This is a genomic window from Rhizobium sp. WYCCWR 11146 (assembly GCF_013591995.1).
In the GTDB taxonomy this organism is placed as follows: Bacteria; Pseudomonadota; Alphaproteobacteria; order Rhizobiales; family Rhizobiaceae; genus Rhizobium; species Rhizobium indicum.
Map to the genome: position 1 here is coordinate 1,620 of NZ_JACCEY010000045.1, position 18,145 is coordinate 19,764.

18 protein-coding genes, 1 pseudogene and 1 riboswitch are annotated in these 18,145 nt (G+C 61.0%); of the genes and pseudogenes, 11 read left to right on the forward strand and 8 right to left on the reverse strand.

Annotated elements, in window-relative coordinates; all coding sequences use genetic code 11:
- Window positions 1–555: ABC transporter substrate-binding protein (locus tag HX899_RS35420; RefSeq protein ID WP_246697247.1), on the reverse strand; the 555-nt coding region annotated here is incomplete at its 3' end.
- A 220-nt stretch (window positions 556–775) separates the two neighbouring features.
- On the opposite strand from HX899_RS35420, the pseudogene HX899_RS34395 reads away from it, so the two are divergent.
- From HX899_RS34395 to queE, 4 genes and pseudogenes are all read left to right on the forward strand, one after another.
- Window positions 776–886: pseudogene (locus tag HX899_RS34395) on the forward strand (LacI family transcriptional regulator); the annotation flags it as partial.
- A 114-nt stretch (window positions 887–1,000) separates the two neighbouring features.
- Window positions 1,001–1,711: a 7-cyano-7-deazaguanine synthase QueC gene (gene queC, locus HX899_RS34400; protein ID WP_181294522.1), complete on the forward strand. Its 711-nt coding sequence runs from the start codon at window positions 1,001–1,003 to the stop codon at window positions 1,709–1,711.
- Window positions 1,711–2,067 carry a 6-carboxytetrahydropterin synthase QueD gene (queD, locus tag HX899_RS34405; RefSeq protein ID WP_138334979.1) on the forward strand — a complete coding sequence of 119 codons (357 nt, stop codon included), beginning with the start codon at window positions 1,711–1,713 and terminating at the stop codon, window positions 2,065–2,067. Before queC ends, queD begins: the two co-directional genes overlap by 1 nt.
- A complete protein-coding gene (gene queE / locus HX899_RS34410; protein WP_181294523.1) occupies window positions 2,064–2,792 on the forward strand; it encodes a 7-carboxy-7-deazaguanine synthase QueE in 729 nt (242 codons plus the stop codon). Before queD ends, queE begins: the two co-directional genes overlap by 4 nt.
- Before the next feature lies 1 nt (window position 2,793).
- Here the strand turns inward: queE and HX899_RS34415 are convergent, their stop codons facing one another.
- From HX899_RS34415 to HX899_RS34440, 6 genes are all read right to left on the reverse strand, one after another.
- The gene (locus tag HX899_RS34415; protein ID WP_181294524.1) at window positions 2,794–4,020 is read right to left on the reverse strand and encodes an adenylate/guanylate cyclase domain-containing protein; all 1,227 of its coding nucleotides are present in this window, start codon (window positions 4,018–4,020) and stop codon (window positions 2,794–2,796) included.
- Between the two features lie 103 nt (window positions 4,021–4,123).
- Window positions 4,124–5,098 carry a class 1b ribonucleoside-diphosphate reductase subunit beta gene (nrdF, locus tag HX899_RS34420; RefSeq protein WP_181294525.1) on the reverse strand — a complete coding sequence of 325 codons (975 nt, stop codon included), beginning with the start codon at window positions 5,096–5,098 and terminating at the stop codon, window positions 4,124–4,126.
- A 196-nt stretch (window positions 5,099–5,294) separates the two neighbouring features.
- Complete coding sequence (gene nrdE, locus HX899_RS34425; RefSeq protein WP_180196772.1) at window positions 5,295–7,499, reverse strand: class 1b ribonucleoside-diphosphate reductase subunit alpha; 2,205 nt, start codon at window positions 7,497–7,499, stop codon at window positions 5,295–5,297.
- On the reverse strand, window positions 7,478–7,882 hold the full coding sequence (nrdI, locus tag HX899_RS34430) for a class Ib ribonucleoside-diphosphate reductase assembly flavoprotein NrdI (protein ID WP_181294526.1): 405 nt from the start codon (window positions 7,880–7,882) through the stop codon (window positions 7,478–7,480). Before nrdI ends, nrdE begins: the two co-directional genes overlap by 22 nt.
- 9 nt (window positions 7,883–7,891) lie before the next feature.
- Window positions 7,892–8,113: a glutaredoxin-like protein NrdH gene (nrdH, locus tag HX899_RS34435; protein WP_018243700.1), complete on the reverse strand. Its 222-nt coding sequence runs from the start codon at window positions 8,111–8,113 to the stop codon at window positions 7,892–7,894.
- A gap of 279 nt (window positions 8,114–8,392) precedes the next feature.
- Window positions 8,393–8,619, reverse strand: a riboswitch (cobalamin riboswitch).
- Window positions 8,620–8,861: 242 nt separating this feature from the next.
- Complete coding sequence (locus HX899_RS34440) at window positions 8,862–11,156, reverse strand: heavy metal translocating P-type ATPase (protein ID WP_181294527.1); 2,295 nt, start codon at window positions 11,154–11,156, stop codon at window positions 8,862–8,864.
- 71 nt (window positions 11,157–11,227) lie between these two features.
- Between HX899_RS34440 and HX899_RS34445 the strand changes: the two genes are divergently transcribed.
- Both HX899_RS34445 and HX899_RS34450 read left to right on the forward strand, forming a co-directional pair.
- The gene (locus HX899_RS34445; protein WP_181294528.1) at window positions 11,228–11,650 is read left to right on the forward strand and encodes a helix-turn-helix domain-containing protein; all 423 of its coding nucleotides are present in this window, start codon (window positions 11,228–11,230) and stop codon (window positions 11,648–11,650) included.
- A gap of 171 nt (window positions 11,651–11,821) precedes the next feature.
- Window positions 11,822–13,030 carry a TIGR03862 family flavoprotein gene (locus HX899_RS34450; protein ID WP_181294529.1) on the forward strand — a complete coding sequence of 403 codons (1,209 nt, stop codon included), beginning with the start codon at window positions 11,822–11,824 and terminating at the stop codon, window positions 13,028–13,030.
- Window positions 13,031–13,070: 40 nt separating this feature from the next.
- Here HX899_RS34450 and msrB read toward each other — a convergent pair whose 3' ends face one another.
- The gene (msrB, locus tag HX899_RS34455) at window positions 13,071–13,556 is read right to left on the reverse strand and encodes a peptide-methionine (R)-S-oxide reductase MsrB (RefSeq protein ID WP_181294530.1); all 486 of its coding nucleotides are present in this window, start codon (window positions 13,554–13,556) and stop codon (window positions 13,071–13,073) included.
- 208 nt (window positions 13,557–13,764) lie between these two features.
- Between msrB and HX899_RS34460 the strand changes: the two genes are divergently transcribed.
- The 5 genes from HX899_RS34460 to HX899_RS34480 all read left to right on the forward strand — a co-directional run bounded on the left by HX899_RS34460 (window position 13,765) and on the right by HX899_RS34480 (window position 18,087).
- Complete coding sequence (locus tag HX899_RS34460) at window positions 13,765–14,724, forward strand: helix-turn-helix domain-containing protein (protein WP_181294531.1); 960 nt, start codon at window positions 13,765–13,767, stop codon at window positions 14,722–14,724.
- A gap of 166 nt (window positions 14,725–14,890) precedes the next feature.
- Window positions 14,891–16,399, forward strand: coding sequence for an aldehyde dehydrogenase (gene adh, locus HX899_RS34465; RefSeq protein ID WP_181294532.1), 1,509 nt, complete (start codon window positions 14,891–14,893; stop codon window positions 16,397–16,399).
- A 218-nt stretch (window positions 16,400–16,617) separates the two neighbouring features.
- Window positions 16,618–17,010 carry a DUF779 domain-containing protein gene (locus tag HX899_RS34470; protein WP_138334984.1) on the forward strand — a complete coding sequence of 131 codons (393 nt, stop codon included), beginning with the start codon at window positions 16,618–16,620 and terminating at the stop codon, window positions 17,008–17,010.
- A 104-nt stretch (window positions 17,011–17,114) separates the two neighbouring features.
- Window positions 17,115–17,711 (forward strand): DJ-1/PfpI family protein, encoded by a 597-nt coding sequence (locus HX899_RS34475; protein ID WP_138334966.1) that lies wholly within the window; start codon window positions 17,115–17,117, stop codon window positions 17,709–17,711.
- Between the two features lie 25 nt (window positions 17,712–17,736).
- On the forward strand, window positions 17,737–18,087 hold the full coding sequence (locus HX899_RS34480) for a ribbon-helix-helix domain-containing protein (RefSeq protein ID WP_138334965.1): 351 nt from the start codon (window positions 17,737–17,739) through the stop codon (window positions 18,085–18,087).
- The last annotated feature ends 58 nt before the right edge of the window (window positions 18,088–18,145 follow it).

The following is an 18,145-nucleotide window of genomic DNA, read 5'->3' on the forward strand; positions in this document are numbered from 1 at the left end:
AAGGGCGAGCGGGATCACGCCTGCAGCCTTCGCCTTGTCGAGCAGCGCGATCAGCTCGTCGAAGGTCTTCGGCTGAGTGCCGCCGATCTTGTCCATCACAGCCTTGTTGATCCACAGCCAGTTGACCGAGTGGACGTTGACCGGGGCTGCAACCCACTTGCCGTCATAGACCGAGAACTTCTGCAGGGCTGCCGGAACCGACTTGTCCCAGCCTTCCTTCTTCGCCGTCTCGGTCAGATCGCCCATGACGCCGGCCTGGGCATAATCGAGCACGGTATAGCCCAGCATCTGCGAGGCTGTCGGATAGGTGCCGGCCGCAACCATCGCCTTCAGCGCCGTCATCGCCGCATCGCCACCACCGCCGGCCACCGGCACGTCCTTCCAGGCAAAACCTTCCTTCGAAAGATCCTGCTTCAAGACGTTCAGCGCCGCCGCCTCACCGCCTGACGTCCACCAGTGCAGCATCTGCACTTCCTTGACGTCAGCGGCGCGGGCAGCACTGAGGCCAGCCATCATCACGACAGCAATAGCTGCCGAGCTCAAAAACTTGTTCATGAATTTCCTCCCGTTTGCAAATCGGCGGCGGGACCTCCCTGCCGCCCGATGCTTCCCGCCATTGCAGCGGTCAGCATACGGCCGCGCTCCTCCGCGCGGTTAACAATTTAAAACGTTATAAGGCCTTGGTCGTCAAGTCCTTTCTCGACTCCCGAGAAAAATATGGTTATTGCGGCATCCTTTTGAATTTTATATGAATTTTCTGATGGCTAATGGAACGACGGCCGTCGGCGAAGATCTGGGACGCAAGCTGCTGCAGCGCATCAACAATCCGGATGCCGAGGATCTGCAGCTCCCGCTGCCGCCGCAGATCAACTTTCCGATCGATTAGCTGCTCGGCTGTGAAATCCCGACATTTAAAACTGTTCCCATGACGCGTGATTTGTCCTAGAAGCACCGCGCAATCCGGTCGCAGCCCACCCGGTCAAAACAAGGGATCCAAAGTATGAAAACCATCGTCGTCTGCTCCGGCGGACTGGACTCCGTTTCGCTTGCCCACAAGGTAGCAACGGAAAAACAGCTTATCGGTCTCGTCTCCTTCGACTACGGCCAACGGCATCGCAAGGAACTCGACTTCGCCGCCAGATGTGCCGCACGGCTCTTCGTTCCCCATCATATCATCGACATCGCCAGCATCGGCGGCCATCTCAGCGGATCGGCCCTGACCGACAATGTCGAGGTTCCGGATGGCCACTACGCCGAGGAGACCATGAAAGCCACCGTCGTGCCCAACCGCAACGCCATCATGCTGGCAATCGCGTTCGGTCTGGCGGCCGCGCAAAAAGCAGATGCAGTTGCCGTCGCCGTGCATGGCGGCGACCACTTCATCTACCCGGACTGCCGACCGGGCTTCATCGATGCTTTCCAGCGCATGCAGAACGAAGCGTTGGAAGGTTATGCCAGCGTGAAACTGCTTGCCCCCTACGTCGATGTTTCCAAAGCGTCGATCGTGGTTGACGGCACAAAACACGGCACGCCGTTTTCGGAGACATGGTCCTGCTACAAAGGCGGCGAGCTCCACTGTGGGCGCTGCGGAACCTGCGTGGAACGCCGCGAAGCGTTCCATCTTGCCGGTGTTCCCGATCCCACGCAATATGAAGACCAGGATTTCTGGAAAGCGGCCGTGTCTCGATATTCGGCCACGGAGGTGCGTTGATGTACCGCATCACCAAGGAGTTTCATCTCTCCGCCTCCCATCAATTGGATCACCTGCCTACCGACCATCAATGTGCTCGGCTTCACGGGCACAACTACGTCGTCATTGTCGAGCTGGCTGCGGAAAGCCTGAATGATGATGGCTTCGTACGTGACTATCACGACCTCTCACCGCTCAAGCGCTATATCGACGAAACTTTCGATCATCGTCACCTGAACGACGTCTTCGGCCATTCGAAAGTCACGTCGGAATTTCTGGCAAGGCACTTTTACGACTGGTGCAAGCAGCGCTTCCCGGAGACATCGTCCGTTCGCGTCAGCGAGACGCCAAAAACCTGGGCGGAGTACAGGCCGTGAGCGTGGGGACCATTCGCGTCAGCGAGATCTTTGGCCCGACCATACAGGGTGAAGGCGTCTTGATTGGGCTGCCGACGGTGTTCGTCAGGACAGGCGGCTGTGACTATCGGTGTTCCTGGTGCGACAGCCTTCACGCCGTCGACAGCGCGTTCCGGGATCAATGGATTCCTATGTCCACTGAGGCGGTCTGGCATAAGGTCACCGAACTCTCCGGGGGCAAACCACTGACGGTTTCCCTTTCCGGAGGCAATCCGGCGATACAGCCCTTGAGGCCGCTGGTCGAGCTCGGCCATTCCCAGGGATACCGCTTTGCACTGGAAACGCAGGGAAGCGTAGCCCAGGCCTGGTTTCGCGATCTCGACATCCTGGTCATCAGCCCTAAACCGCCATCCAGCGGAATGCTGACGGATTGGGACCAGGTGGATTACTGTCTTCAACTGGCAGCCGGCGGTCCGGAGATCGCCTTGAAGATCGTCATCTTCGACGATGCCGACTACGAATTCGCCCAACGGGCGGGTGAGCGCTATCCCCAAATTCCACTGTTCCTCCAACCAGGCAACCACACCCCGCCGCTGCCCGATGACCATGACGCACGCATTGATATCGACGGCGTGATGGATCGCATGCACTGGCTTGTCGAAAGGGTGACGGCCGACCAATGGTTTGCGGTACGCGTATTGCCCCAACTGCACGTGCTGCTTTGGGGAAACAAGCGAGGGGTCTGAGCTACCTGCCCTCTGGAAAGGCGAAGACATCGACCGGCTCGCCGAGCCCGCGCAACGGGAAGGTGCCGAGACTGTCCATCTCCTCCGCACAGCCCGCCATTTCGACGAAGGCCCGCGACAGGAGTACCGGCCGCTTGACCTCCTTGGTCAGGGTTTCCAGCCGCGAGGCGACATTGACCGCCGGGCCGATGACGGTGAAATCGAGCCGCCGGCGCGAGCCGATATTGCCGTACATGACGTCGCCGACATGCACGCCGACGCCGTAGCGCAGCGGTTCGCGTCCGTTGCCCGCATACTGCTGGTTCAATTGCGCCATCAACCCCTGCCCTTCGCGGATCGACTGCAGCAGATCGTGACAGGCCGTTTCCTTGCTCAGCGGAAAGATCGCCAGCAATCCGTCGCCCATGAACTTCAGTATCTCTCCGCCATAGCGTTCGATCGGGTCGGACATGGCGTCGAAGTAATCATTGAGCAGATGGATGACATCGTCGCGCGGCCAGAGATCGGAGATCGCCGTAAAGTCGCGCAGGTCGCAGATCATGATTGCCGCACCGACGGTCGCACCGCTGCCGCGCGTCGTGACGCCCGCCAGGATCTGTTCGCTCGCATGCGGCCCCACATAGGTCTGCAGCAGCGTGCGCGCCATGATGTTCTTCAGCCGGATTTCGCTGACGAGCGTCAAGGCCGGCAGCAGATCACGCAGGAAATCGACATGCTCGCTCGTAAAACCGCCGGGCCGGCTGGTGGAAAATGTCGCGACGTGCCGTTTGCCGAAAGTATGCTCGAGCGGCCAGGCGATATACTCCGTGAGGCCGTCATCGCGCAGTTCCTGATAGAATGAATCCTCGTCGCCGTCGGCTGTGCCTTCCAGCTGTCTACGCACCTCCTCCGAACCCTGATGGATCGCGTTGACGGGACTCTTCAGGAACTCCGGCGTGTTTTCGACACCATAGGCGAAAGTGTTGATCTTCGCCTCTGCCAGGCCTTCCTTCCAGAGGATGCGGGCGCCGATCCATTGCGGATGGTTCGTCCTGAAATGCAATGTCACCCGCGCCACCGGCACTCCTGATGCCAAAAGCTTCTCGCACATTTCCACCAGGATATTGTCGATGAACCGCTCGCCGCGCGTATCGTTCACCAGCCAGTCGAGAATCCGTCTTCTGCGGATCGGCCAGACGCCCTCTTCCGCTTCGACGGCAGTCCCGGCCTTGTTCAAAAAAGACGACATCAAAAACTCCCGCTACGCCACATCACCGGCGAGGACCGAATTTAGTTCCGCTGAATGTGGGCGATGAGAGAGCAAATGATAAGAGGCAGACGCCGATCAAGCCTCAGAAATCCCAGTCTTCGTCCTCGGTCGCGACAGCCTTACCGATGACATAGGAGGAGCCGGAGCCGGAGAAGAAGTCGTGGTTCTCGTCGGCATTCGGCGAAAGTGCCGACAGGATCGCCGGATTGACCTTGCAGGCCTCACCCGGGAACAACGCCTCATAGCCGAGGTTCATCAGCGCCTTGTTGGCATTGTAATGCAGGAATTTCTTGACGTCCTCGGTCAACCCGACACCGTCATAGAGCGCTTCGGTATATTTCGCCTCGTTGTCATAGAGTTCGAGCAGCAGCTCGAAGGCGAAATCCTTGATCTCCTGCCTTCTCTCCTCGCCGAGGCGTTCCAGCCCGCGCTGGAACTTGTAGCCGATATAATAGCCGTGCACCGCCTCGTCGCGGATGATCAGCCGGATCATGTCGGCCGTGTTGGTCAGCTTGGCGCGGCTCGACCAATACATTGGCAGGTAGAAGCCGGAATAGAACAGGAAGCTTTCGAGGAAGACGCTCGCAACCTTCTTCTTCAACGGATCGCCGGAGCGATACTGCTCCATGATCAGCGCCGATTTCCGCTGCAGGAACTCGTTCTCCTCCGACCAGCGATAGGCATCGTCGACATCCGGCGTCGAGCACAGCGTCGAGAAGATCGACGAATAGGAGCGCGCATGCACCGCCTCCATGAAGGAGATGTTGGAAAGCACCGCCTCCTCATGCTGCGTCACCGCATCCTCCATCAGCCGGATGGAACCGACGCCATTCTGGATCGTGTCGAGCAACGTCAAGCCGGTGAAGACGCGGATGGTGAGCTGCTGCTCGGCCGGCGTCAGCGTCGCCCACGACGGAATGTCGTTCGAAAGCGGCACCTTTTCCGGCAGCCAGAAATTGCCGGTGAGCCGGTTCCAGACTTCGAGATCCTTGTCGTCCTCGATGCGGTTCCAGTTGATGGCGCGCACGCGGCTGACCGGCTTCAATTGCATGTTCATTGTGTTCCCTCTTGAGAAATGTGTCGGGATTTGCCCCTCATCCGCCTGCCGGCACCTTCTCCCCGCCAACGGGGCGAAGGGGATATGCCGCACCCTTTTCCGTCTTTATTGACGGTTCGTGTGGCAAGTCCCCTCTCCCCGTCAGAACGGGGAGAGGGTTAGGGTGAGGGGCAAATGCTCCGGAGCGAAATATCAATCACAGCGTACAGGATACGCAGCCCTGCACCTCGGTGCCGGACAGCGCCATCTGGCGAAGGCGGATGTAGTAGATCGTCTTGATGCCCTTCTTCCAGGCATGGATCTGCGCCTTGTTGATGTCGCGCGTCGTTGCCGTATCGCGGAAGAACAAGGTCAGCGACAGGCCCTGGTCGACATGCTGGGTCGCCGCCGCATAGGTGTCGATGATCTTCTCCGGCCCGATCTCGTAGGCGTCCTGATAATAGTCGAGATTGTCGTTGGTCATGAACGGCGCCGGATAGTAGACGCGGCCGATCTTGCCTTCCTTGCGGATCTCGATCTTCGAGACGATCGGATGGATCGAGGAAGTCGAGTGGTTGATATAGGAGATCGATCCCGTCGGCGGCACCGCCTGCAGGTTCTGGTTATAGAGGCCGGAGGCCATCACCGCCCTCTTCAACGCCGCCCAGTCTTCCTGTGTCGGAATGTGGATGCCTGACGTCTCGAACAGAGCCTTCACCGTCTCCGTCGCCGGCTCCCAGAGCTGCTCGGTATATTTGTCGAAATATTCGCCGGAGGCATATTTCGAATTCTCGAAGCCCTTGAAGCTCGTGCCGCGTTCGACCGCCAATAGGTTCGAGGCGCGGATTGCGTGATAGGTCACCGTATAAAAATAGATATTGGTGAAATCGACGCCTTCCTCGGAGCCGTAGAAGATGCGTTCGCGGGCGAGGTAACCGTGCAGGTTCATCTGGCCGAGGCCGATTGCATGGCTCTCGTCATTGCCCTTCTCGATCGAGGGAACCGAGGAAATGTGACTCATGTCGGAAACGGCCGTCAGCGCCCGGATCGAGGTCTCGATCGTCCTGCCGAAATCGGCCGAATCCATTGCCGCCGCGATATTCAGCGAGCCGAGATTGCAGGAAATATCCTTGCCGAGATGTTTGTAGGAAAGGTCGTCATTATATTCGCTCGCCTCGCTCACCTGCAGGATTTCCGAGCATAGATTGCTCATCGAAATACGCCCGGCGATCGGGTTCGCCCGGTTCACCGTGTCCTCGAACATGATGTAGGGGTAGCCGCTCTCGAACTGGATTTCGGCAAGCACCTGGAAGAATTCGCGCGCCTTGATCTTCTTCTTGGAGATGCGGGCATCATCCGCCATCTCGCGGTACTTTTCGGTCACCGAAATCTCGGTGAAGGGCACGCCATAGACGCGCTCCACGTCATAGGGCGAGAACAGATACATATCCTCGTTGTTCTTGGCGAGCTCGAAGGTGATATCGGGAACGACGACGCCGAGCGACAGCGTCTTGATGCGGATCTTCTCGTCGGCATTTTCGCGCTTGGTGTCGAGGAAGCGCATGACATCGGGGTGATGGGCGTTGAGATAGACGGCCCCTGCTCCCTGCCGCGCGCCGAGCTGGTTGGCATAGGAGAAACTGTCTTCGAGCAACTTCATGACAGGGATGATGCCCGAGGACTGGTTCTCAATATGCTTGATCGGCGCGCCCGCCTCGCGGATATTCGTCAGCGACAGCGCCACGCCGCCGCCGCGCTTCGACAATTGCAGCGCCGAATTGATCGACCGGCCGATCGATTCCATATTGTCCTCGACGCGGAGCAGGAAGCAGGAAACCAGTTCGCCGCGCTGCTTCTTGCCGGCATTGAGGAAGGTCGGCGTCGCCGGCTGGAAGCGGCCAGAAATGATCTCCTCGACCATGTCGCGGGCAAGGGCCTCGTCGCCGCGTGCCAAGGCCAGAGCCACCATGCAGATGCGGTCTTCGTAGCGCTCGAGATAGCGCTTTCCGTCGAAAGTCTTCAGCGTATAGCTGGTGTAGTATTTGAAGGCGCCGAGGAAGGTCGGGAAACGGAATTTCTTGGCATAGGCCTGGTCGAACAGATCCCGCACGAAATTGAAGGAATACTGGTCGAGAACCTCCTGCTCGTAATAGCCCTCGGTCACGAGGTAATCGAGCTTTTCCCTCAGATTGTGGAAGAACACCGTGTTCTGGTTCACATGCTGCAGGAAATATTGCTTGGCAGCCATTCGATCCTTGTCGAGCTGGATCCGCCCCTCATCGTCATAGAGGTTCAGCATCGCGTTCAGCGCATGATAGTCGAGCGTTTCCGCCGCTTTCAAAGGGCGTTCGCCGGCGGGATGAGCAAAAGTGTTATGCGGTTTTGCGCCCGCATCCCGCGTCAGAGGTGTTCCCGTGTCCAAAACCGTTCCATTCCGTGTTTGACGTTGGCTACGTCGTCTTCCGTGCCCAGCAGCTCGAACCTGTAGAGGTACGGCACCCGGCATTTCTGCGAGACCACGTCGCCGGCGAGCCCGTATGTCTCGCCGAAATTGCTGTTGCCCGCGGCGATCACGCCGCGGAGGTGTCCTCGGTTTTCCGCATCGTTGAGGAAACGGATCACCTGCTTGGGAACGGCGCCCTTGCCGCCGTCGCCGCTATAGGTCGGCACGATCAGCACGAAGGGTTCGCGGATATGGAACGCGTCTGCGCCACTTGGCGGAATGCGCGCCGCGCGCAGTCCGAGCTTGGCGACGAACCGATGGGTGTTCTCGGATCGGCTGGAATAATAGACGATCAGACCCATCGCCTTTCCTCAGGAAAGTGCGCTGATCATGTCGGGACGGAAGCCGGCCCAATGCTGCTCGCCGGCGATGACGACAGGCGCCTGCATGTAGCCGAGGCTGCGGACGCGATCGAGCGCTTCGGCATCCTGCGAGATATCGACGATGTCATAATCAACACCCAACCGGTCGAGGGCGCGGTAGGTGGCAGTGCACTGAACGCAGGCAGGCTTGCTGTAGACGGTAATGGTCATGATATTCCTCGTGACGACGCGATTGGGCGCAGGACATCGATCGGAAATCTGTCGATATCCGTCGAAAAATTCTCTGATGATTTGAGCTATGCGGCTGTTTAGCCGCTGGGCGTACTCCGCCCTCTACCTCGAGCGGGTGGCGGCCTGAACTGAGATACTGACATGACTTCACCCCGAAGTGGCTCAATACGAAGGTTTCAGGGGCGGAGGTTCGGGCCTGCGAAACGCGATGCGGAGATTCTCCGCAGCCATGCAACGCGACCTTCCGGACACCCCGCCCGTGGACGTTTCGTTCGAGGCAGGTCTCCTGGCTCACGGGTCAAAGCACCCTGCCCCAGCCTTCCCGGAGCATCATGCTCCAGTGACCTGAAATCGGACAGTTGCTCGCCGCTTACAGTTGCGGGGGCAGCTCCGGCATTGCCGCGCCATGATGGCGAAGCGCACCGAATTCCCGTCTTAGCCGTCGATCCTCACGAATCGACGGAACCTCGAACACTAGATATAGTACGCCAATCCAAATTCGCGTCAACGGATGGTTTGTGCATTGCGTTACGACAGGTTTGAAATCGCTACGTTCCTGTGAAAAACATGGCTAACCAAAGCTTAAAGAAAGCAGGCTGTGGAGAAAGTCCCGATGAGGAGAGCCTATCTATGGCCGGTCCCGCGATTTTCGATTCGAGATCGGGCCCGAATCGTTGACGAGAGATCCCACCGGTGACGAGCGCCGGAGGGATGACGTCAGGAATGTTCATATCTTTATTCGAAGCAGCCGCAGCGCATTGATCGTCACCAGCACGGTGGCGCCGGTATCGGCGAGGATCGCTGGCCAGAGCCCGGTAATGCCGGCGATCGTCGTCACCAGAAACACCGCCTTCAGCCCGAGTGCGATGGTGATATTCTGCAGGATGTTGCGCATCGTGCGTTTGGAAAGTTCGATCATTCGCGCCACGTCGCCGACGCGTCCGTGCAGCACGGCGGCATCCGCCGTCTCCAGTGCCACATCGGTGCCGCCACCCATGGCGATGCCGATATCGGCAGCGGCCAGCGCCGGAGCATCGTTGATGCCGTCGCCGACCTTGGCGACGATGAAACCCTGGCGCTTCAATTCGCCGACGACCCGCTGCTTGTCCTCCGGCATCATCTCGCCGCGCCAGTCGATGCCGAGCATGCCGGCAACGGCTGCTGCCGTCCGCTTGTTGTCGCCCGTCAACATCATCGCCTTGACGCCTGCTGATTTGAGGGCAGCGAGCCCGGCCTCGGCATCCTCACGCGGCTCGTCGCGCATGGCGATCAGGCCGGCTATAACACCGTTAACGAGCAGCACCGACACGCTCTTGCCCTCGTCGTTCAGCGCCGTGATGCGTGCATCCTGTTCCGCGCCGAGCGTCCCTCGCTCGCGGGCGGCAGTCGGCGACAGCAGATCCAGCGCCTCGCCGCCGACTTTGCCGCTGACACCCTTGCCCGGCAGCGCCTCCAGCTCGAAGGCCGGCGGCACGGGAACACCATCGGCCTTGGCACGGTTGAGGATCGCCAGCGCCAGCGGATGGCTGGAGCCTTGCTCCAGCACCGCCGCGCGCGACAAGACCTGCGCCTCGCTCAGCCCGAACGAAATGATGTCGGTTACCTGAGGCTTGCCTTCTGTCAGCGTGCCTGTCTTGTCGAAGGCGACCATCGTCACCTTGCCGAGCGTTTCCAGCACCGCGCCGCCCTTCATCAGCAGCCCGCGTCGCGCACCGGATGAAAGCGAGGCGGCGATCGCCGCCGGCGTCGAGATGACGAGCGCGCAGGGGCAGCCGATCAAAAGGATCGCAAGGCCCTTATAGACCCATTCGCCCCACGGCCCAGCAAACAGCAGCGGCGGAACGACCGCGACCAGCGCTGCGACCACGACCACGCCGGGCGTGTAATAGCGCGAGAACCGATCGATGAAGCGTTCGGTCGGCGCCTTCGATTCCTGCGCCTCCTCCACCAACTTGACGACGCGGGCGATGGTGTTGTCGGCGGCAGCCGCCGTGACGCGAACCCTGAGCACCGCGTCGCCATTGACCGTGCCGGCAAAAACGACGGCATCGACGCCCTTGCGTACCGGCGTGCTCTCGCCCGTCACCGGCGCCTCGTCGATCGCGCTCTCGCCTGAGAGGATGATGCCGTCCGCCGAGATCCGATCGCCAGGACGAACCATGATGATGGCGCCGACCGAAAGGCTTTCCGCCGGCACCTCCCGTGTCTGCCCATTGTCTTCGAGCAGCGCGGTCTTCGGCACCAGCGCCGTCAGCGACTGGATGCTTTCGCGCGCCTTGCCCGCTGCCACCCCTTCCAGCAGCTCGCCAACGAGGAACAGGAACACAACGGTTGCCGCCTCTTCGCCGGCATTGATGATGACGGCGCCGACGGCGGCGATCGTCATCAGCATCTCGATCGAAAACGGTGTGCCTGAGAAGGCGGCCATGACGGCACGCCGCGCGATCGGCACCAGCCCGATCAGCATGGCGACGATGAAGGCATAGGAGGCAATCGCCGGCACGAGATGGCCGACGGCATAGGCTGCAACGAGTGCCGCACCCGACAGGATGGTCAGCCGGCCCCTCCCACTCTGCCACCAGGGACTGGCCATCGGCGCATGGTCGTGCCCGTGCAGCCCCTCGATTTCCTTCTCGCCATGATCGTCGTGGTCATGACTTGCATGGTCATGGCTATGGCGTGCATGGTCGTGCCCTTCGTGATCATGCACCGCATGATCGTGGTCGTGGTCGGCGTGATCGCGGTGATCATGTCCATGGTCGTGACGATGCTGCGAGCCCTGAGTTTGCGCAGGCGCAGCGCTTCCGGCAAGCGGCGCGACAGAATAGCCGAGCCCGGTCACCTTCTTCTCGATCGCGTTGAGATCACTGCTGCCATCGTGCCGGACGGTCATCGTGCCTGCCATCACCGAAACGGAAACATCGGCGACACCCGCCAAGCGTCTGACCGCCGTATCGATCTTGGTTGCGCAGGAGGCGCAATCCATGCCGCCAACCCGGTATCGTGTCTCGCTCTCAGCCATGATCCGCTTCCTTGTCAAACAGAAGCATCCCTCCTACATCCTCTAGTGACTAGAGGTGCAAGAGGAAAATCATGAAAAAGATCACGATCGGTGAAGCCGCCCGCCAGAGCGGCGTCAAGGTGCCGACGGTGCGTTATTATGAAAGCATCGGCCTGCTCGCGGCCCCGAGCCGCAGCGAGGGCAACCAGCGCTCCTTCGAACCCGCCGATATCAGCCGCCTCGCCTTCATCCGCCACGCCCGCGAACTCGGCTTCGAGATCGAGGCGATCCGCACGCTGCTCACCTTGCAGGACGATCCGCACCAGTCCTGCGCCTCGGCCGACGCCATCGCCAAGGCCCGCCTCATCGAGGTCGAGCAGCGCGTCCGCAGCCTGATGGCGCTGAAGGCCGAGCTGGAAACCATGGTGGAAGGTTGCGGCCACGGCCGCGTCGACCAATGCCGCGTCATCGAGGTGCTCGCCGACCACGGCCAGTGCACGCATCCGCACCACTAGAGCATTTCCGTTTTTCTTCGAATCACGAAAATGCTCTATCTCTTTGTTTTCCCGCAATTCCGGACGGAAAACCGCTTCACACTTTTCCTGGAATTGCTCTAATCCCTGCCCTTGCGGGCGATCCGCACCCGCGCCAAAACTGCATGCAGACAGAATCGGGCGAAGACATCAATGAACCAGAACCGGATTGCAATCATCGGCGGCGGCCCGGCGGGTCTCGCGGCTGCCGAACTGCTTTCCCGTTCCGGTCATGCGGTGACCGTCTATGACGCCATGCCGACCTTTGCCCGCAAGTTTCTACTGGCCGGCAAGTCCGGTCTCAACATCACCCATTCCGAGGATTACGCCCGTTTCACCACGCGCTTCGGCGCGGCCTCCGCCCGTCTGCGCCCTGCTCTTGATGCCTTTGCCCCTGATGATATCAGGGATTGGGCAGCAGGGCTCGGGACCGAGACCTTCGTCGGCTCGTCCGGCCGGGTGTTCCCGGAGGTTATGAAGGCCTCGCCTTTGCTGCGCGCCTGGCTCAGACGGCTGGAGGCACAGGGCGCCGCCCTGCGCACCCGCCACCGCTGGACCGGTTTTGCAGAAGACGGCTATGTTTTCGAAACACCCGAAGGGCGCAGCATCGTCCATTGCGACGCGGCCCTGCTCGCGCTCGGCGGCGCAAGCTGGCCGCGCCTCGGCTCCGATGCTGCCTGGGTGCCTTGGCTGGCCGGCAGGGGTGTGGAAATTGACACTTTTCAACCCGCCAATTGCGGCTTCGTCGTCGGATGGAGCGGGAACTTCAGCGAGCGTTTCGCCGGCGAGCCGGTAAAATCAGTCACCGCCACGTCCGAGGCCGGCACTTTTCCCGGCGAATTCGTCATCACCGGCAGCGGCATCGAAGGCAGCCTCGTCTACACCCATACGGCCGCGTTGCGCGACCGGCTGCTGAACCATGGCAGCGCTTCGCTGACCCTCGACCTCGCACCAGGCCGCACCATCGAGAGGCTGAGCTGCGACCTTGCGCGGCAGGACGCCAAATCGAGCTTTTCAAACCGCGTGCGCAAGGGCGCCGGCCTCGACGGCGTCAAGGCGGCGCTGCTGCGCGAACTCGCTCCCGAGCGCGACCGAACCAATCCGGAGCGTCTCGCCGGCATCATCAAGGCCCTGCCGGTGCCGGTGATCGAAACCCGGCCGATCGCCGAGGCGATCTCCTCGGCGGGAGGCATCCACTGGAGCGGCATCGACGAAAACTTCATGTTGAAGGCGCTGCCGGGCACCTTCGTTGCCGGCGAAATGCTCGACTGGGAGGCACCGACCGGTGGCTATCTCCTCACCGCCTGCCTGGCGACCGGCCGGGCGGCAGCGCGCAGCATCGAAGCCTGGTTGCAGCGCTAGGCGCAGGCAGTCATCAGCACCGAGTGAGATCATCCCTCGATCAGGCCGAAGTTGGACGGAATGTCATGGCGAGCCCATTCATGCAGTAGCGAAGCCCGGTTGGCTTCGGGCCGTCATCGAAGACATGGCCGAGATGCCCACCGCAGCGGCTGCAGTGCACGGCGCTGCGCACCATGCCGAAAGTCGTGTCGCTCGTGGTGCGGACGGCTTTTTCGAGCGGCGCCCAGAAGCTCGGCCAGCCAGTGCCGCTGTCGAATTTGGTGGTCGAGGAAAAGAGGTCCTGGTCGCAGCCGGCGCAGGCGAAATTGCCCTTTCGCTCCTCATGCAGCAAGGCACTGGTGAAGGGATGTTCCGTTCCAGCCTGGCGCAGGACGACATATTGATCCGGCGTCAGCAGCTTGCGCCATTCCTCTTCGGTATGCGTCACCGCAAACGTCTCGCCGGCGATCACCTTGCCGGCCGGGCCCAAGCGAACCGCAAGCGCCCCAAAAGCAGCGCCCATCAGCAACAATCGTCTGTTCAGCATGGTCGGATCTCCTCGTCTGGCAAACCTTGTTTCTGTACAGAACTACGAGAGAGAGGGTCATTTGTTACGCCATGGCGGCGAAAACACCGAAATGTGATTTCAGCCACTTTCGTCAGCAAACGCCGCACGGTGACGACCGCCAGCGCCGGCAGATTGCAAACCAGCCATTTTTCCATCAGAATGTGCTGAAATTCGGTGGGAGGAGCCGATGCACGAACACTCAGCGCACGCCGAGCACGTCTACACGTCTGCCCAGCGCGATTCTGCGGCGGCGAGTTCTCCTGTTGTCGCCTCATGGCGGCGGTGCATGACCATGCACCAGCTCGCCCCCGAGGACCAGCGGGCTCCACTGCGCCTCACCGACCAGGAGTTCCGCCGTGCGCGCGAGCAGTCCGAACAACTGATTGCCAGCGCGACGGAAGAGCTCGATCGTCTCTTTACCACCGTTGGCAGGGCCGGCTGCTGCCTGCTTCTGACCGACAAGAGCGGCATCGCGCTGGAGCGTCGGGGCGCTGCCGGCGATGACAAGGAATTCCGCGAACTCGGCCTCTGGACCGGCTCGGTCTGGACCGAGGCCAGCATCGGCACCAACGGCATCGGCACCGCACTTGCCGACGAGCGTGCCGTCGCCATCTTCCGCGATCAGCATTTTTTCAGCTCGAATACCAGCCTCAGCTGCACGACGGCGCCGATCCGCGATCATCGTGGGCGGGTGGCAGCAGCCCTCGACATCTCCACATGCCGCGAAGACGTCAACGAGATGACGCTAGCGATCGTGACGCAGACCGTGCGCGATGCGGCGATGCGCATCGAGCTCAACCTTTTCCGCTCGGCCTTTGCCGGCGCTCGTTTCCTGATGGTCCCGGCCGGCGCCAATTCCGCCGCCGCCCTGCTGGCCGTCGACAGGCACGATCTGGTGCTCGGCGCGACGCGCGCCGCCCGCGTCGCGTTGCTGCTGGACGACAAGCGCATCGCTGCCGGCATTCCGGCCGCCGATGCCCTGCATGAGGCTGGCGTCTCCCAGCAGGACGAGATCGTCGAGGCGGAGAAGGCGGCACTCTTGCGGGCGTTGTCGCGCGCCAGCGGCAATGTTTCGCAGGCGGCGATCGCGCTCGGCATCAGCCGCGCCACGCTGCACAGGAAGATGAAAAAGCTCGATCTCCACTGATCGGAGTAAAGGTCCCGCTCCTGGAGCAATCGTGACCCGATGCTGTCGCAGGTCTGCGACACTGTGCACTGCGGTATGGAAGACCCACCCTAGTCCCTGCGCCAAAACATGCTCATTTTCCTCCAACTGGTTCGTTTGGGAACCTGGATCATCAAGGGAGGATGACATGCTTCATCAGAAAATCGTCGAGTCGCCATTCAAGCTGAAATACGGCAACTATATCGGCGGCGAATGGCGCGAGCCGGTCGAGGGAAAATACTTCGAAAACCTCACGCCCGTCACCGGCGGCAAGCTCTGCGACATTCCCCGCTCCAATGAAAAGGACATCAACCTCGCACTCGACGCCGCTCATGCGGCAAAGGAAAAGTGGGGCCGCACCTCCGTTGCCGAGCGCTCCAATATCCTCATGAAGATCGCCCAGCGCATGGAAGACAAGCTTGAATTGCTCGCCCAGGCCGAGACCTGGGACAATGGCAAGCCGATCCGTGAAACCATGGCGGCCGACATTCCGCTGGCAATCGACCACTTCCGCTACTTCGCCTCCTGCATCCGCGCCCAGGAAGGTTCGATCGGCGAAATCGACCACGATACCGTGGCCTATCACTTTCATGAGCCGCTCGGCGTCGTCGGTCAGATCATCCCGTGGAACTTCCCGATCCTGATGGCCACCTGGAAGCTGGCGCCTGCGCTTGCCGCCGGCAACTGCGTCGTACTGAAGCCGGCCGAGCAGACCCCGGCCTCGATCCTGCTCTGGGCCGAGATCGTCGGCGATCTCCTGCCGCCCGGCGTACTTAACATCGTCAACGGTTTCGGCCTCGAAGCCGGCAAGCCGCTGGCGACCAGCCCGCGCGTCGCCAAGATCGCCTTCACCGGCGAAACGACGACCGGTCGGCTGATCATGCAATATGCCAGCCAGAACCTCATTCCGGTGACGCTGGAACTCGGCGGCAAATCGCCGAACATCTTCTTCGCCGATGTGATGGCCGAGGATGACGATTTCCTCGACAAGGCGCTCGAAGGCTTTGCGATGTTTGCCCTCAACCAGGGCGAAGTCTGCACCTGCCCGAGCCGCGCCCTCGTCCAGGAATCGATCTACGACCGCTTCATGGAAAAGGCCGTCAAGCGCGTCGAGGCGATCAAGCAGGGCAACCCGCTCGACACCGCGACGATGATCGGCGCCCAGGCTTCGACGGAGCAGCTGGAAAAGATCCTCGCCTATCTCGACATCGGCAAGCAGGAAGGCGCCGAGGTGCTGACCGGTGGCTCGCGCAACGATCTCGGCGGCGAGCTGGCGAACGGCTATTATGTCAAGCCGACGATCTTAAAGGGTCACAACAAGATGCGTGTGTTCCAGGAGGAGATCTTCGGACCGGTGGTTTCGGTCACGACCTTCAAGAACGAGAAGGAAGCTCTCGAAATCGCCAACGACACGCTCTACGGTCTTGGCGCCGGTGTCTGGAGCCGAGACGCCAATCGCTGCTACCGTTTCGGCCGCGAAATCCAGGCCGGCCGCGTCTGGACCAACTGCTACCACGCCTACCCGGCCCATGCCGCCTTCGGCGGCTACAAGCAGTCGGGCATCGGCCGTGAAACCCACAAGATGATGCTCGACCACTACCAGCAGACCAAGAACATGCTGGTGAGCTACAGCCCGAAAGCGCTTGGCTTCTTCTGAGAAGCTTCTAGCTTGGCGGGAGGGAGTGTCAAAACCCCTCCCCAACCCCTCCCCACAAGGGGGAGGGGCTTAACGCGTTGAATTGCCTCGCTCCAAAAACGTATCTTCTTGCCGAAACTTCAACGAGGTGAGCTGTCGGAGCGGCATCGTAAGTCCCTCCCCTTGTGGGGAGGGGTTGGGGAGGGGAATTCTCCTCCCGAAACTTTGGAGGAAGAATGATGGAAACCACCGTCAACGGCGAAGCGCGTGTTCTGGCAACCGACACAGCTCTCGATCTGATCGCAGAAATCAAGCGGGATCATCCCGATATCCTCTTCCACCAGTCCGGCGGCTGCTGCGACGGCTCCTCGCCCATGTGTTATCCGGCTAACGAATTCATGATCGGCGACAGCGACGTCAAGCTCGGCGAGATCGGCGGCGTACCTGTTTATATCAGCGCCAGCCAGTTCGAGGCGTGGAAGCATACGCAGCTGATCATCGACGTCGTGCCCGGCCGCGGCGGCATGTTCTCGCTCGACAACGGCCGCGAGAAGCGCTTCCTGACCCGTTCCCGCCTCTTCGGCGGCGGCGAGGCTTGCGCATTGCCTGATGTGAAGGTCAGGGCGATTTAATGGTCGCCTTATCGGGTGCGAATTTTGCCTGTAGTATTCCCATAGTACCTGCTCTCCACAGCTCTTTGCTACTCTCCGCCAGTTGGTTTCAAAGGGAGGAAACGATGCCAGCTTCAAAGATCCTGATGATCACCGGTGATTTCACCGAAGATTATGAAACGATGGTGCCGTTCCAGACGCTGCTCGCCTGCGGCTATACGGTCCATGCGGTCTGCCCCGGCAAGAACGCTGGCGAGACCGTCGCCACCGCCATCCACGATTTCGAAGGCGACCAGACCTATTCCGAAAAGCGCGGCCATAATTTCGCGCTGAACGCCACTTTCGACAGTGTGCGCGCCGAAGATTACGATGCCCTCGTCATCCCCGGCGGCCGCGCGCCCGAATATCTTCGCCTCAATGCCGACGTCCTCAAATTCGTCCGGCACTTCTTCGACGCAGGAAAACCCGTCGCCGCCATCTGCCATGGCGCACAACTGCTCGCCGCAGCCGGCGTTTTGAAGGGCCGCACCTGCTCGGCCTATCCCGCCTGCCGGCCGGAGGTCGAACTTGCTGGCGGCATTTATGCCGACATCGCTATCAGCGATGCAGTCTCGGACGGCAATCTGGTCACGGCGCCCGCTTGGCCGGCGCATCCGTCGTGGCTGCGCCAGTTCATGGCCGTGCTCGATGCCGCAACACTGCTCGAAACCAACGCCGCCTGAGGAGGGCGGCACCGGGGAGGACGATATGTGTGAACTGTTCATCAAGGCGGATGCTCGGCTCTGGGAAAGCGCCACCCGGTCGCTGCGCATCGACGGCATGGTCACCAGCGTCAGGCTGGAAAATTTCTTCTGGTCGAAGCTGGAGGAAATCGCCCGCCGCGACGGCATGAATGTCGTCCAGCTGATCACCCGGCTGCATCATGAATCGATCGATGCAGGCCACGATCTCGGCAACTTCACGTCCTTCCTGCGGGTCTGCTGCGCTCGCTATCTCGACCTGCAGCTCACCGGCGACATCCCGGCCGATGTCACCCGTCCCATCGCCGGCCTCGACGCGCCTGTCATCCTCGGCCGCGAGCGCGAGAAATATCATTGAAAGCTGGTCCGGCAGACGATCAAAGACGAACGGCCCGCGGATAGCTCCGCGGGCCGTT

What these genes read in the sequence shown, in the direction of transcription:
- queC (WP_181294522.1), top strand. Translation starts at nt 1,001, where the DNA reads ATGAAAACCATCGTCGTCTGCTCCGGCGGACTGGACTCCGTTTCGCTT.
- queD (WP_138334979.1), top strand. Translation starts at nt 1,711, where the DNA reads ATGTACCGCATCACCAAGGAGTTTCATCTCTCCGCCTCCCATCAATTG.
- HX899_RS34415 (WP_181294524.1), bottom strand. Translation starts at nt 4,020, where the DNA reads ATGTCGTCTTTTTTGAACAAGGCCGGGACTGCCGTCGAAGCGGAAGAG.
- nrdF (WP_181294525.1), bottom strand. Translation starts at nt 5,098, where the DNA reads ATGAACATGCAATTGAAGCCGGTCAGCCGCGTGCGCGCCATCAACTGG.
- nrdI (WP_181294526.1), bottom strand. Translation starts at nt 7,882, where the DNA reads ATGGGTCTGATCGTCTATTATTCCAGCCGATCCGAGAACACCCATCGG.
- nrdH (WP_018243700.1), bottom strand. Translation starts at nt 8,113, where the DNA reads ATGACCATTACCGTCTACAGCAAGCCTGCCTGCGTTCAGTGCACTGCC.
- HX899_RS34440 (WP_181294527.1), bottom strand. Translation starts at nt 11,156, where the DNA reads ATGGCTGAGAGCGAGACACGATACCGGGTTGGCGGCATGGATTGCGCC.
- HX899_RS34445 (WP_181294528.1), top strand. Translation starts at nt 11,228, where the DNA reads ATGAAAAAGATCACGATCGGTGAAGCCGCCCGCCAGAGCGGCGTCAAG.
- HX899_RS34450 (WP_181294529.1), top strand. Translation starts at nt 11,822, where the DNA reads ATGAACCAGAACCGGATTGCAATCATCGGCGGCGGCCCGGCGGGTCTC.
- msrB (WP_181294530.1), bottom strand. Translation starts at nt 13,556, where the DNA reads ATGCTGAACAGACGATTGTTGCTGATGGGCGCTGCTTTTGGGGCGCTT.
- HX899_RS34460 (WP_181294531.1), top strand. Translation starts at nt 13,765, where the DNA reads ATGCACGAACACTCAGCGCACGCCGAGCACGTCTACACGTCTGCCCAG.
- adh (WP_181294532.1), top strand. Translation starts at nt 14,891, where the DNA reads ATGCTTCATCAGAAAATCGTCGAGTCGCCATTCAAGCTGAAATACGGC.
- HX899_RS34470 (WP_138334984.1), top strand. Translation starts at nt 16,618, where the DNA reads ATGGAAACCACCGTCAACGGCGAAGCGCGTGTTCTGGCAACCGACACA.
- HX899_RS34475 (WP_138334966.1), top strand. Translation starts at nt 17,115, where the DNA reads ATGCCAGCTTCAAAGATCCTGATGATCACCGGTGATTTCACCGAAGAT.
- HX899_RS34480 (WP_138334965.1), top strand. Translation starts at nt 17,737, where the DNA reads ATGTGTGAACTGTTCATCAAGGCGGATGCTCGGCTCTGGGAAAGCGCC.